This window comes from Mycobacterium sp., from assembly GCF_050701515.1.
In the GTDB taxonomy this organism is placed as follows: domain Bacteria; phylum Actinomycetota; class Actinomycetes; order Mycobacteriales; family Mycobacteriaceae; genus Mycobacterium.
Window position 1 is genome coordinate 1 of record NZ_JBOGDB010000292.1, and the last position, 13026, is coordinate 13026.

15 protein-coding genes are annotated in these 13026 nt (G+C 66.6%); 6 read left to right on the forward strand and 9 right to left on the reverse strand.

Features of this window, described 5'->3' with window-relative positions; all coding sequences use genetic code 11:
- Positions 1 to 1006, forward strand: a 1006-nt coding sequence (locus ACRDU5_RS21575; RefSeq protein ID WP_526617030.1) for an alpha/beta hydrolase, incomplete at its 5' end; no start/stop codon positions are given.
- 24 nt (positions 1007 to 1030) lie between these two features.
- Positions 1031 to 2449 (forward strand): WS/DGAT/MGAT family O-acyltransferase, encoded by a 1419-nt coding sequence (locus ACRDU5_RS21580; protein WP_526617031.1) that lies wholly within the window; start codon positions 1031 to 1033, stop codon positions 2447 to 2449.
- Positions 2450 to 2475: 26 nt separating this feature from the next.
- Here the strand turns inward: ACRDU5_RS21580 and ACRDU5_RS21585 are convergent, their stop codons facing one another.
- Genes ACRDU5_RS21585 through ACRDU5_RS21595 form a run of 3 tightly spaced genes read right to left on the reverse strand, consistent with a single transcriptional unit; the run spans position 2476 to position 6186 of the window.
- Positions 2476 to 3738, reverse strand: coding sequence for an alpha/beta hydrolase (locus ACRDU5_RS21585; protein WP_526617032.1), 1263 nt, complete (start codon positions 3736 to 3738; stop codon positions 2476 to 2478).
- On the reverse strand, positions 3731 to 5365 hold the full coding sequence (fadD12, locus tag ACRDU5_RS21590; RefSeq protein ID WP_526617033.1) for an acyl-CoA ligase FadD12: 1635 nt from the start codon (positions 5363 to 5365) through the stop codon (positions 3731 to 3733). Before fadD12 ends, ACRDU5_RS21585 begins: the two co-directional genes overlap by 8 nt.
- An 11-nt stretch (positions 5366 to 5376) precedes the next feature.
- Positions 5377 to 6186 carry a lysophospholipid acyltransferase family protein gene (locus ACRDU5_RS21595; protein WP_526617034.1) on the reverse strand — a complete coding sequence of 270 codons (810 nt, stop codon included), beginning with the start codon at positions 6184 to 6186 and terminating at the stop codon, positions 5377 to 5379.
- A gap of 89 nt (positions 6187 to 6275) precedes the next feature.
- On the opposite strand from ACRDU5_RS21595, the gene ACRDU5_RS21600 reads away from it, so the two are divergent.
- Complete coding sequence (locus tag ACRDU5_RS21600) at positions 6276 to 7055, forward strand: enoyl-CoA hydratase/isomerase family protein (protein ID WP_526617035.1); 780 nt, start codon at positions 6276 to 6278, stop codon at positions 7053 to 7055.
- Here ACRDU5_RS21600 and ACRDU5_RS21605 read toward each other — a convergent pair.
- Positions 7052 to 7624, reverse strand: a complete 573-nt coding sequence (locus tag ACRDU5_RS21605) for an HD domain-containing protein (RefSeq protein ID WP_526617036.1) — start codon at positions 7622 to 7624, stop codon at positions 7052 to 7054. The two genes, ACRDU5_RS21600 and ACRDU5_RS21605, sit on opposite strands and share 4 nt — an antisense overlap.
- Positions 7625 to 7682: 58 nt before the next feature.
- Between ACRDU5_RS21605 and ACRDU5_RS21610 the strand changes: the two genes are divergently transcribed.
- Positions 7683 to 8510 (forward strand): arylamine N-acetyltransferase family protein, encoded by an 828-nt coding sequence (locus tag ACRDU5_RS21610; RefSeq protein ID WP_526617037.1) that lies wholly within the window; start codon positions 7683 to 7685, stop codon positions 8508 to 8510.
- On the opposite strand, the gene ACRDU5_RS21615 is transcribed toward ACRDU5_RS21610, so the two are convergent.
- Together ACRDU5_RS21615 and ACRDU5_RS21620 are read right to left on the reverse strand one after the other, a co-directional pair.
- Complete coding sequence (locus tag ACRDU5_RS21615) at positions 8488 to 9507, reverse strand: acyl-CoA dehydrogenase family protein (RefSeq protein ID WP_526617038.1); 1020 nt, start codon at positions 9505 to 9507, stop codon at positions 8488 to 8490. The two genes, ACRDU5_RS21610 and ACRDU5_RS21615, sit on opposite strands and share 23 nt — an antisense overlap.
- Positions 9504 to 10661 (reverse strand): acyl-CoA dehydrogenase family protein, encoded by a 1158-nt coding sequence (locus ACRDU5_RS21620; RefSeq protein ID WP_526617039.1) that lies wholly within the window; start codon positions 10659 to 10661, stop codon positions 9504 to 9506. The genes ACRDU5_RS21615 and ACRDU5_RS21620 overlap by 4 nt, the downstream gene beginning before the upstream one ends.
- A gap of 45 nt (positions 10662 to 10706) precedes the next feature.
- Here ACRDU5_RS21620 and ACRDU5_RS21625 point away from each other — a divergent pair, with 45 nt between their 5' ends.
- Positions 10707 to 11228 (forward strand): dihydrofolate reductase family protein, encoded by a 522-nt coding sequence (locus ACRDU5_RS21625; protein WP_526617040.1) that lies wholly within the window; start codon positions 10707 to 10709, stop codon positions 11226 to 11228.
- On the opposite strand, the gene ACRDU5_RS21630 is transcribed toward ACRDU5_RS21625, so the two are convergent.
- Entirely contained in the window at positions 11225 to 11854 is a 630-nt protein-coding gene (locus tag ACRDU5_RS21630; RefSeq protein ID WP_526617041.1) for a TetR/AcrR family transcriptional regulator, read from the reverse strand. The genes ACRDU5_RS21625 and ACRDU5_RS21630 overlap by 4 nt on opposite strands.
- Positions 11855 to 11868: 14 nt before the next feature.
- A complete protein-coding gene (locus ACRDU5_RS21635; protein ID WP_526617042.1) occupies positions 11869 to 12126 on the reverse strand; it encodes a hypothetical protein in 258 nt (85 codons plus the stop codon).
- A gap of 150 nt (positions 12127 to 12276) precedes the next feature.
- Between ACRDU5_RS21635 and ACRDU5_RS21640 the strand changes: the two genes are divergently transcribed.
- Entirely contained in the window at positions 12277 to 12735 is a 459-nt protein-coding gene (locus tag ACRDU5_RS21640; RefSeq protein WP_526617043.1) for a MaoC family dehydratase, read from the forward strand.
- A gap of 103 nt (positions 12736 to 12838) precedes the next feature.
- On the opposite strand, the gene ACRDU5_RS21645 is transcribed toward ACRDU5_RS21640, so the two are convergent.
- Positions 12839 to 13026, reverse strand: a 188-nt coding sequence (locus ACRDU5_RS21645) for an aldehyde dehydrogenase family protein (protein WP_526617044.1), incomplete at its 5' end; no start/stop codon positions are given.

The window sequence follows — 13026 nt, forward strand, 5'->3', positions numbered from 1 at the left end:
TTCCTGGCTCACGCCGGGCCAGGCCGAAACCCGCAAGCGGGGACGCGACGCGACCAACGCCGTCGCCGAGGCGGCACTGCGCGGCATCGTGCCCGCCGCGGATCTGACGGTCGAGTGGCCGGCGCCCGGGCGGACCCCGCCGTTGTGGAGCTTCCGGCAGCACCGGCGCAGCGTGCACCGGACCTCTGTTCGCTACGGCGATCACCCGGCACAGTTGCTGGACGTCTGGCGCCGCAAGGACCTGCCCGTCGAGCCGGCGCCGGTCCTCGTCTTCGTGCCCGGCGGCGCGTGGATCTCCGGCAGCCGCCTGCTGCAGGGCTACGCGCTGATGTCGCACCTGGCCGAACAGGGCTGGGTGTGCCTGTCCATCGACTACCGGGTCGCACCGCATTACCGCTGGCCGCAGCACATCACCGACGTCAAGACCGCGATCGCGTGGGCGCGTGCCAACGTCGACCGGTTCGGCGGTGACCGCAATTTCGTTGCGGTGGCGGGCTGTTCGGCAGGAGGGCACCTGTCGGCGCTGGCCGGCCTCACTGCCAACGATCCGGAAATGCAGGCCGACCTGCCGGAGGGTTCGGATACCTCGGTGGACGCGGTGGTCGGCATCTACGGCCGTTACGACTGGGAGGATCGCTCCACTCCGGAGCGGGCCCGGTTCGTGGACTTCCTCGAGCGCGTCGTGGTCAGGCGCAAGATCGCCCGCCATCCCGAGATCTTCCGGAAGGCGTCACCGATCGCACGGGTGCACCCCGACGCCCCGCCCTTCCTGGTCATCCACGGCACCGGCGACACCGTCATCCCGGTCGCCCAGGCCCGCAGCTTCGTCGAGCGACTGCGGTCGGTATCTCGTTCGGTGGTGAGCTACGTTGAACTGCCCGGCGCCGGGCACGCGTTCGACATGACGGATGGAGCCCGCACCGGATCGATAGCGACGGCAATCGGCCTGTTCCTCAAGCAGATTCACCGAAACCAGACGCTGGTCAGGGCCAAAGAGGTTATATAAAGCCTCCGGCGGGAGGTATCTGGGGTGAAGCGGCTTAGCGGGTGGGACGCTGTGCTGTTGTACAGCGAGACGCCGAACGTGCACATGCACACACTCAAGCTGGCGGTGATCGAACTCGACGACCTGAAGGGCCGAAAGTTCGGGGTCGAGGAGCTTCGCAATGTCCTGCGGGGCCGGCTCTACAAGCTGGACCCGTTCTGCTACGAGCTCGTTGACATCCCGCTCAAATTCCACCATCCGATGTGGCGGGAGAACTGCGAGGTCGACCTCGACTATCACATCCGGCCGTACCGGGTGGACAGCCCGGGCGGGCGCCGCCAGCTCGACGAGGCGGTCGGACGGATCGCCAGCACCCCGCTGGACCGCAGCCGTCCGCTGTGGGAGATGTATTTCATCGAGGGCCTGGCCAATGGCCGGATCGCGGTGTTGGGCAAGATCCATCACGCGCTGGCCGACGGCGTCGCGTCGGCGAACCTGCTGGCGCGCGGCATCGGCCTGAGCGGCGGACCCGATACCGACCGGGATTCCTACGTCGCCGACCCGGCACCGACCAAGGGCGAGCTGGTGCGGTCGGCGTTCGTCGACCACCTTCGCCAGATTGGCCGGCTGCCTGGCGTGATGCGCTACACGGCGCAGGGTGTGCGACGCGTTCGGCAAAGCTCACGCAAGTTGTCACCCGAGCTGACCCGACCGTTCACCCCGCCACCGACATTCATGAACCACAAGCTCGACAGCGAACGCAAGTTCGCAACCGCGACACTGGCTTTGTCCGATGTCAAGGAGACCGGGAAGCACCTGCGCGCCACGATCAACGACTTGGTGCTGGCGGTCTCGGCGGGCGCGTTGCGAAAACTGTTGCTGCGCTGCGACGGTCACGCGGATCACCCACTGCTGGCCTCGGTTCCGGTGAGCTTCGACTTCTCACCGGAGCGAATCTCGGGCAACCGTTTCACCGGAATGATGGTGGCGGTGCCGACCGATTGTGAGAACCCGTTGGACTGGGTGCGCAACTCCCATGAAGCGGCGGTATCGGCCAAGGAGAGCCACCGGCTGGTGGGTCCGGAGCTGGTGAGCCGGTGGTCGGCATACTTCCCGCCGGCCCCGGCGGAGTCGCTGTTTCGGTGGCTATCCGACAAAGACGGCCAGAACAAGGTGCTGAATCTGCCGATCTCCAATGTGCCGGGGCCGCGGGAGCGGGGCCGGGTCGGCGGTGCGCTGGTGACAGAGATCTATTCGGTCGGGCCGCTCACCGCGGGCAGCGGACTGAACATCACGGTGTGGAGCTATGTTGACCAACTGAACTTCGGGGTGCTGTCCGACGGCGCCACCCTGGAGGACCCGCATGAGTTGACCGACGCGTTGCTCGAAGCGTTCGTTGAAATCCGCTGCGCCGCAGGCCTGTCCGACAAACTAACCGTCGTCGAAACGGCTATGGCGCAGTAGACTAGCGTCGGCGCCAGTCACTCGTCTTACAAGCGAGCAGCCTCTGCATTCGACGATGGTATGCGCATCGCGTGCACCCAGGAGAGGAACTTCTCCACCGCCTGGGCGGTATAGTGCCCGCGCGGCGACCCGAAGAAGTCGAACGCGTGCTGCGCCTGCGGTATCTCGGCGTACGCGACGGTCTCCTCCGACACATCGCGCAGCGCCTCGGCGAACTCGCGACCCTCGATAACCGGGATAAGGGAGTCATATTCGCCGTGCAGGATGAAAAACGGTGGAGCATCGGGCCGTACCCGGCTGATGGGTGACGCGTCGAGATAGACCTGCCGGCGTTCCTTGAGGCGCTTCTTCACCACGAGCTTCTGCAACAGTCCGACGAACTCCCTGCGGCCGGGGCCTTCGGTGGAGAACCAGTCGTAGCGGCCGTAGATCGGGACGGCGGCCACCACCGAGGTGTCGGCGTCTTCGAAGCCCGGCTGGTATTGCGTGTCGTCGGGCGTCAGGGCGGCCAGCGAGGACAGGTGGCCGCCCGCCGAGCCGCCGGTGATGGCCACGAAGTCGGGATCGCCGCCATACTCGGCGATGTGTTCCTTGATCCAGGCCAGGGCGCGTTTGACGTCGACGATGTGATCCGGCCAGGTGTTCTTGGGGCTGACCCGGTAGTCGATGGACACACACACCCACCCGCGTTCGGCAAGATGGCTGAGCAGCGGGTAGGCCTGGGGTCGACGCATGCCGATGGCCCACGCCCCGCCGGGCACCTGCAGCAGGACCGGGGCCTTGCCGTCGCGCGGCAGATCGCGGCGGCGCCAGATGTCGGCGAAGTTCACCCGTGGGTGCGGCCCATATCTGACGGTGTCGGCCTTCTCGACGTAACGGCGCCGTAGGACCTCGTTCGGCAGCACCCTGGTGAGCCGTCGGCGGCCGGCGGGCTGTGACTGTGCGGCGATCGCTTCGTAATGCTCGCCGAGGGCTTCGCGCAGCGGCTGCTCGAAGTGAGGTTCCGACGCCACGTTGCGGCGGTGGATGAGCCACAGCAGTCCCCAAGTGATCACCTTGAGCAGCAACGCGATTCCGCCGCGCCAATCCCGGTAATCGCCACGCACCGCGCGCCACAGCGCGCCGAGCATCGAACCGGCCATGTACAGCGGCGCCATCTCCGATGTGGGCCAGCCGAACGCGAACGCCGCCACCGTGGGGTAGCCCTCTCGGCCGAGCGGACGCACGCCGTTGGCGGCATTCAGCAACTCGGCAGCGGCGCGCAGCAGGGGCTGCCGGCGCCTACCCATTGTCGACGAGGGCTTGTAGGTCGCGACGCAAGATCTTGCCGGTATTACTTCGCGGCAGCTCGTCGAGCACGGTAATCTGCCGCGGCACTTTGTAATTCGCCAGGTTCTCCCGCACGTGCTGTTTCAAACTCTCCGGTGATGCGTCTGCTTTGTCGGTCAGCACCACGAAGGCCGCCAGGCGCTGACCGTATTGTTCGTCGTCCACTCCTATCACGGCCGCCTCCGCGACTTGTGGGTGGGTGGCCAGCGTCTTCTCGACTTCTATCGGATAGACGTTCTCGCCGCCGGAGACGATCATCTCGTCGTCGCGGCCGACGATGAACAATCGGCCGTTCTCGTCGAGATAGCCCATGTCACCGGATGCCATGAAGCCTTCGTGGAAGTCCTTGGTCTTGCCAGAGGTGTAGCCCTCGAACAGGGTGGCGCTGCGGCAGTAAATCTGGCCGACCTCCCCGGTCGCCACCTCCTGAAATTCGTCGTCCAGCACCCGAATTTCGGTCCCGGGCACCGGCTTTCCCGCGGTATCGGGAGCGGCCCGCAGGTCTTCGGGCGTGGCAGAGGCGATCAAGCCGGCTTCGGTGGCGTTGTAGTTGTTGTAGATCACGTCACCGAATTGATCCATGAATGCGGTCACCACATCGGGGCGCATCCGCGACCCCGACGCGGCGGCGAACCGCAGTGACCGCCCGCTGTAACGATTCCTGACGTCATCCGGAAGATCCATGGTGCGGTCGAACATCACCGGCACCACCGCCAATCCGGTGGCCCGGTGGCGGTCGACCAGCTGCAACGTCACCTCGGGGTCGAACTTGCGGCGCGTCACGATCGTGCAGGCCATCGTCGCCGCGAATATCAATTGGGAGAAACCCCATGCGTGAAACATCGGTGCCGCGATGACGATTGATTCCTCCGTCCGCCACGGGGTGCGGTCCAGGATCGACTTGAGTGCGCTGGCGTCACCACCGGTCATCTTGGCCCCCTTGGGGCTACCGGTGGTGCCGGAGGTCAGCAGGATCGTTCGGGGCTTCTCCGTGGCACGTTTCGGTTGCCGGCCCGCGTGCGCGTCGATCAGCTTCTCGACGGTGGGTGAGTCCCCGAGCCTGGACCGATCGTCGGTCCAGGCGACGATCCTGGTGGCGTCCGGGCTGTCGGCCAGCGCGCGGTCGACGATCTCGGTGAACTCCTGGTCATAGACCACGGCGTCGGCACCTTCACGAGTGACCACTTCCGCCAAGGCGGGTCCGGCGAACGAGGTGTTCAACAGCAACAGGTCGGTGCCGATCCGATTCGCCGCAACGACGGCCTCGATGAAGCCGCGGTGATTGCGGCACATGAGCCCGATCACCTTCGGCTGTCCACTGGGCAGCGCCTGCAAGGCCGCGGCGAAAGCGTCGCACCGCCGGTCGATGTCGCGCCAGGTCAGGGTGCCGAGCTCGTCGATCAGGCCGGGCCGATCCGGACACCGCTGCGCCGCCGACGCGAAACCCGAAATGGCGGACATGTTTTCGCGGCTCATGGCCGCGGCGATCCGCAGGTATTTGTCTGGCCGCAGCGGGGCGATGAGCCCCGCCCGCCGCATCGTGGCGACCAGGCCCAGTGTGTCGTTCAGTCGGTCCAGCAGCGCCATGTTCAGCGAGTTCAGCCCAACACCGGCAGCCGGCGTTCGGCGGCGAGTTCATCGAGCGCCTGCTGCATGACGTGTCGCACGTGGGCGTCCACCTCGTCGATGTCGGGGTCCTCGCCGAACTCCGCGACGATGTCGATCGGAGGTAGCACCTGCATCACGATCTTGGCGGGCAGCGGAAGGTTGGGCGGGATGACCACGCTCAGACCGAACGGGAAACCGAACGAGATCGGCACGATCTTGGCGCGCGTCAGACGCGCAATCGGGCCGAGCCGCTTGGCCAGCCAGCTGCCGCGCGACAGGTACAACTGGGTTTCCTGACCGCCGATCCCGACCGCGGGAATGATCGGCACCCCGGCGTTGAGGGCGGCCTTGATGTAGCCCGTGCGACCACCGAAGTCGATTACGTTCTCCGACAACGTCGGCCGGTACACGTCATAGTCGCCGCCCGGAAACACCACAACGAGGCCTCCCGAGCGCAGCGCCTCGTCGGCGTTCTCGTGGTTCGCGCTGATGTAGCCGATCTTCCTGAAGAAGTCTCCGGTCGGCCCGGTCATCAGCAGGTCGTGGCTCAGCGTGTACAGCGGCCGGTCGTAACCGTGTTCTTGGTAGAAGTCGGCCGCGAGGATCGGAACATCCATGGGCAACATGCCACCGGAGTGGTTGCACACCACCAACGCGCCGCCCGGCGGCAAGTTCTCCAGGCCACGTACTTCCGAGCGGAAATACCGCTTGAGGAATGGCCGGGTTATCCCCATCACGCGCTCGGTGAGGGCCGGGTCCCACTTGGTGAGCTCCGACGGCTCGATGTCACTCGGCGCCATGGTCCCCCTGTCGAATTGAAACGTGTTCTAGTTTCCCATAGTACCCAGCGGTGGTAGCCGAGTGGCCACTGGTCGATAGCATCTCCGACGTGAGCGAAGAAACCAATAGCGAAGACGTGGTCCTCGTCGAGCAGCGGGACCGGATCCTGATCATTACCATCAATCGGCCGCAGGCGAAGAACGCAGTGAACGCCGCGGTCAGCCGGGGACTGGCCGACGCCATGGACCGGCTCGACGCCGAGGACGGCCTGTCGGTCGGGGTGCTTACCGGGGCCGGCGGCTCGTTCAGCGCGGGCATGGACCTCAAGGCATTCGCCCGCGGTGAGAACGTCGTGGTCGAAGGCCGCGGAATGGGGTTCACCGAACGCCCACCAGTCAAACCCTTGATCGCCGCGGTGGAGGGTTACGCGCTGGCCGGCGGTACCGAGCTGGCGCTGGCCACCGACCTGATCGTGGCGTCGAAGGACTCGGCGTTCGGCATCCCGGAGGTCAAGCGGGGCCTGGTCGCCGGCGGCGGTGGCCTGCTGCGCCTGCCGCAGCGGATCCCGTATGCGATCGCGATGGAGCTGGCGCTCACCGGCGACAACTTGGCTGCCGAGCGGGCGCACGAGCTCGGCCTGGTCAACACGCTGGCCGAGCCGGGAGGCGCACTCGACGCGGCGATCGCGCTGGCCGAGCGGATCACCGCCAACGGGCCCCTCGCCGTCGCGGCGACGAAGCGGATCATCGTCGAGTCGCGCGGCTGGAGCCCGGACACCATGTTCGCCGAGCAGGTGAAGATCCTGATGCCGGTGTTCGGCAGCAACGACGCCAAGGAGGGTGCGGTGGCCTTCGCCGAAAAGCGTCCGCCGCGCTGGACCGGCACCTAACCGGTCAACAGCCGAATCTCGTCGGCGATATTCCGACGGGCACGGTCCTCCCAGCGGGTGCGGCCGGCCTCGGTGTGGAACAGTGGTCCATCCGCTAGTGACGTAAGCACTTGTGTCCGAGCGGGTTTGTACACCTCGTCGGGTACCGAGGCGTACTCCTCGCGGACCGCGCGGGCATAGGCCCGGTAGCGACGGGGGACGCTGCCCAGCACGGACAGATCGGCGTCGCTCAGCACCGCACCGTTGACATCATCGGCGGCGGGCTTGTGGTCCTTGGTGACCAGCACCAGCCGAGCAACCTCGTCGCGGATCGGCGAAGACACCAGCAGCTGACGCGCCAACTGGGCGGAGCGATCCTCGTTGTCGGCGCGGCCGATCTCGTGGATGGCGTCATGGAACCAGCCCGCCAGCTCCACCGCCTCTCGGTCGAACTCCAGGCCGTCGTCGGCCAGCAGCCCGATCGCGTCGAGCATCTCGTGCAGGTGGGTGACGGTGTGGTGTCGTCGATGCGACTCCGACCAGCGGGCGAGCAGATCCTCTCGCAGATCCTCGGTCAGGTGGGCGACCATCCCTTCATTCTTCCACCCCGGTTGACCTCAACCGAGGTTGATGTCGCAGCATGCAGTCATGACAGGCGAAGCCATCGACGTCGCGGCCTATCTCACCCGGATCGGCTATGGCGGTCCCGCCGCGCCGACACGGGAGACGCTGACCGCGGTGGTGGCCGGCCACAACCGCTCCATCCCGTTCGAGAACCTCGACCCGCTGATGGGGATACCGGTCGCCGATCTGGGACCCGACGCGTTGTTCGGCAAGCTGGTCGCCCGACGGCGCGGCGGCTACTGCTACGAGCAGAACGGCCTGATGGCATACGTGCTGTCACAGTTGGGTTTTGGGGTAGCCGCCCTCGGCGGCCGGGTGGTCTGGATGAACACCAGCGGCGAGCTCCCGGCCCAGACCCACCAGGCGTTAGCGGTGACGGTGCCCGGCGTCGACGGCCGTTATCTCGTCGACGTCGGATTCGGCGGCCAAACCCTGTCGTCGCCGATTCGGCTGGAGGCCGGCCCGGTGCAGCAGACCCGTCACGAGCCATACCGGCTTCGTGAGCACCACGACGGCCTCATGTTGGAGGCCGAGGTCCGCGACAAATGGGAACCGCTGTACATGTTCACCACCCGCCCGCAACCGCGCATCGACCGGGAAGTCGGAAGCTGGTACGTCTCAACGCATCCGGCGTCGGGATTCGTCACCGGGCTGTCCGCCGCGTTGGTCACCGACGGTGCGCGGTGGAACCTGCGAGGTCGCAACCTCGCCATCCACAGCGCCGGGGAGACCGAGCGGATTCGCTTCGACACGGCGGAGGAGGTCGTCGAGGCGCTGACCGACCGGTTCGGCATCGACCTGACCGGGCTCGGCGACGTCGAGGCCCGGGTCAGCCAAGTAATGGACAGCTGACCACGAGGTCCCACGGATCCTCGGCCGCCAGGGCGATGCGGCCGAGCCGTCGCGCGTAGTGACCGGTGCTGCCGAAGTCGTCGACCCAGCTCCGCGCGCGCATGGTGGCCAGCCACAGCCGGTGCTCGATCGTCACGCCGATCGCGCCGTGCAGTTGATGGGCGATCGTGGTGACCGGCCCCACCGCACGGCCCACCGCCACCTTGGCCACCGTCACCGCATAATCGGCCTGGCGGCTGTCAAACCCGTAGTCGTCGGCGGCGGCGATCGCCAAAGCCGTTGCGGCGCGGGCCCGCTCGATCTCCTCCGCCATGGCGGCCAGCGAATGCTGCACGGCCTGAAACCCGCTCAGCGGGCGGCCGAACTGTTCGCGTTCGCGGGTGTGGGTGACCGTGAGTTCGGCCGCCGCATCCAGTGCGCCGATAATCTGCACACAGCGCGCCCACGTGCCGCGGCGGGTCAGCTCCTCGCCGACGGACGGATGCGTTGACGCGAGGCCGTCCATCGGCAGGTCGAAGGTGAACGATCCGCGCGGTTCACCGGCCAGATTATGCGCATCGCCGATTTCCGGGTCGTCGACGACCGCGACGTGTAGTGCGCCGGCGCAGCCCGCGGCCAGCAGAACGGTGCAAGCACGCGGCCACGGCACACCCGACGCCGTTCCGGTCAGTCGGCCGTTCGCGCGTTCGGCATCGGCGATCGCAACCGACAGCGGGCCGTGATCGGGGACGCTTACCCCGGCTTTCTGCGCCAGCCAGCCGGCCAGTAGATCGGTCTCGGCGATCGGAACAGCGCAGGCGTGGCGGGCCAGCCCGGACAGCACGGTCGCCGCCTCGGCGGGGCCCGCATCCTGGCTGCTGGTCAGCCGGCTCAGCCCGGTCTCCTCGAGATTGCGCCAGAGCGCATTGTCGAACTCCTCGGGCAGGCGGCGCTGACCGAGGCGGTCGTCGAATGACCGGCGGCCGATGTCGTCGACGAGCTGCGCCAACTCGTTCATCGCACACCCAGGTCTTTGGCCACCACGCCGCGCAGCACCTCATTCGTGCCGCCCCGCAAGGTGAACAGCGGCGAATGCAGCCGCGCCGTGGCGAGCAATGCGTGCAGCGTCGTCGCCGCCGGTGTCCGCTGATCGACATAGTCGAGCAGGTCGGCGACCAACTCGACGGAGTCCTGCTCGAACCGGGTGCCGAGGTCCTTGACCAACGCTGCCCGGCTGGCGGCGTCGCCGCCGTCGGCCAGGGTGCGGGCCACCGAAATCGACAGCTGCCGCAGCGAGACCAGCCGCGCCAGCAGGTCGCCCACCTCGGCCGCGGTTCGATCGTCGACCTCGTCGTCGGCGAGCGCACGGAGCACGCCGATGATCAGCGCGGCGGTGGACAGGATCCGTTCTGGCCCACTGCGTTCGAAGCCCAGTTCGGCGGTGACCTGCCGCCAACCGTCCCCGATCTCGCCCAGCACGTCGGCGTCGGGGACGACGACATCGTCGAACGTCACCTCGTTGAAGTGGTGTTCGCCGCCCATCTGGACGACGGGGTCGATCGTGATGCCCGGTGAATCCAGTCGCACGATGAACTGGCTGAAGCCGGCGTGCCGGTGTTCCGGGTCGAGCGGGCTGGTCCGGGCCAGCACGACGATCCGATGTGCCAGGTGTGCGCCGCTGGTCCACACCTTGGTACCGGCGAGCGACCAACCGCCGTCGGTCCGGGTGGCCTTCGTCTGCACGGCCGCCAGATCGGATCCCGCGCCGTGCTCGCTCATGCCGATGGCCGCGTGCATCCGGCCGGCCGAGATGACGGGGAGCAACGCTCGTCGCTGCTCCGCGGTGCCGTACGCCAGCAGGGCCGGCGCGAACTGGCGGTCGGAGAACCAGTGCGCGGCGACCGGCGCGCCCTGCGCCAGCAGTTCCTCGGTGACGACATAGCGGTGCAGATGGCCGAGCCCGTGCCCGCCGTACTCGGTCGGGATGGTCAAGCCGATGAAGCCGGCGTCGCCGAGGCGGGCGGAGAATTCGGTGTCCCACTTCGCGAGCCAGGAATCCACCGCAGGCTGCCAACCGAACTCGTCGCGGTCGGCCGCCAGGAACTCGCGGATCGACGCGCGCAGCTTCGCCAGCTCGGTGTCGTTCGCACAGAGTGCGTCGAATTCGCTCAACTGGCAGCACCGGCTTTCCGTAATCCGCGGCTACTCTAGCTTTCGATGTCGACGATCTATTACACCGCTTCCAGCATCGACGGATTCATCGTCGACGAGTCCGACAGCCTGGCCTGGTTGACGTCCCGCGACATCGACGCCGACGGACCGTTCGGCTATCAGGCGTTCATTGAATCGGTCGGCGCGCTGGTGATGGGCGCAACCACCTACGAATGGATTCTGGCCAACGATCCCGGCGAATGGGCGTACAAGCAACCCACGTGGGTGTTGACCCGCCGCCCGCACATCGTGCGGCCCGGCCATCCGGTACACGCCTTCGACGGCGATGTCACCGAGCTGCACCCAGTCCTGGTGCAGGCGGCCGGTTATCGCGACGTTTGGGTGGTCGGCGGTGGCGACGCGGCGGCGCAGTTCGCCCGCCGGGGGCTGATCGACGAGATAATCGTCAGCTACGCGCCATGCACGCTCGGAACGGGCGGGCGCCTGCTGCCGGCGTGCACGGAGTGGAAGCTGGTGGAATCGGGCGTCAATGGAGACTTCATATGCGCCCGTTGGCGAAAGGCCTAGCGGTCGGCGCTAACGGTCGGCAGACCGTGGCGCAGCACGAATTCCCTTGACTTGATCAGGAATTCGACCTGACAGGCGACTTGCTGCAACGGATCGGCTGTGCGCGTGGAGCGGCACAGCACCACCGCACCCTCGAGTGAGGCGATGCACGTGATGGCCAGTGACGCGGCGTCGGGTTCGTCGAAGCCGTCGCTGACGAACGCGCGGGTTAGCGCATCGCGCCAATGATTGAAGATGCCGCCTGCGACCGTGGTCAGCTGCGGTTCCTCGTCGGCTGAGCCGATGGCCGCGGCCACCACCGGACAGCCCGCGCTGAACTCGCTCTCGATGAGCAACTCTTCCCAGAACTCGACGAACTGGCGAACCAGATACATGCCGCCATTGGCCGCCGCCTCATCGATGACCTCGGTGATGGCCTCGCCGGCGAACTGCAGCGCCTCGACCAGGATCTGATTCCTGCCCTCGGGGAAGTGGTAGTACACCGAGCCGCGGGGGGCACCACTGCGGGTCAGCACCTCGTCGATCGTCACGCCCGCCGCGCCGCGCTCGCGCATCACCTCGGCGGCGCTGATCAGCATGTTGCTTCGCGTCGAACCCCGCTTGGTTCGCGTCTTCGTTGTCTGCACGGTCGAAATGATCCTCAGGCCGCGTGCGGGTTGCGAAGCGGCGCCGGTCGCCAGCCCATGATGCGCGGGGTGAAGCGGAACATCGACAGACGATGGTCCGCCACCCGGTGCGTGAACTGGTAGCCGGCGAAGTTGAGCTCGATCATCCACATCGTTTGCCTCCTGAAGGACTCATTACTATGCCAAACAGCATAGAACCGATAAGACACGTGCGCAATAGCCGCTCGGTTCAATTCGGCGGTCATGACGGTAAACAGCAGGTAAACAGCCATGACCAAGCGTGACGGCCTTTTTGCTTACGATGAACCGATTATGTTAATCCCCATAATTTGGACCCTGTTGCCGCCGCGGTTGACCGTAGAACGGGAGATCGTCGAGAGTGTGGACCTAATGATCGTGGACCCACGGGAGGAAGCTTTCTGATGAAGGTGATCACGTCGATAGACGACGCCAGCGCGACCGTCGGACAGGAACTCGGTGTCAGCGACTGGCAGCAGATCGACCAGGAGCGCATCAACGCGTTCGCCGACGCGACCGGGGATCACCAGTGGATTCACATCGACGCCGAGCGGGCCAAAGCCGAAAGCCCTTACGGCACAACGATTGCCCACGGGTTCCTGACGCTGTCGATGATCCCCGCGCTGAGCAAGGACAACATGCGCGTCGAGAACGCGAAGATGGCCATCAACTACGGGCTGAACAAGGTGCGGTTCTTGGCCGCGGTGCCCGCCGGCGGCCGGATCCGCGCGCGCACCGAACTCCTCGACGTCGCCAAGGTCGACGACAGCACCGTCAACCTCACCGTTCGGCACACACTGGAACTCGACGGGTCGGACAAGCCGGCCGCGGTGGCCGAGACGATCGTGCGGGTGCTGTTTTAGCCGGGCCACTGGGTCCCTGGTGTGCAATCAGATCGCTGTTTCCGCCGAAATGAGCCGATTTCGCGATCTGACCGCACACTAGACGCCCGCGCCAAGGCGGCGGCTATTCGGGCGTATAGCCGAACGGCAGCAGCACACTCTTGGCCTGCGTGTACTGCTCGATACCCTCCGGGCCGTTCTCGCGGCCGATGCCGGAGTTCTTGTAGCCGCCGAACGGTGAGCCGGGATCGAACGCATACATGTTGACCGCGTAGGTGCCGGCGCGGATCTGCGACGCGATCTTCATCGCCT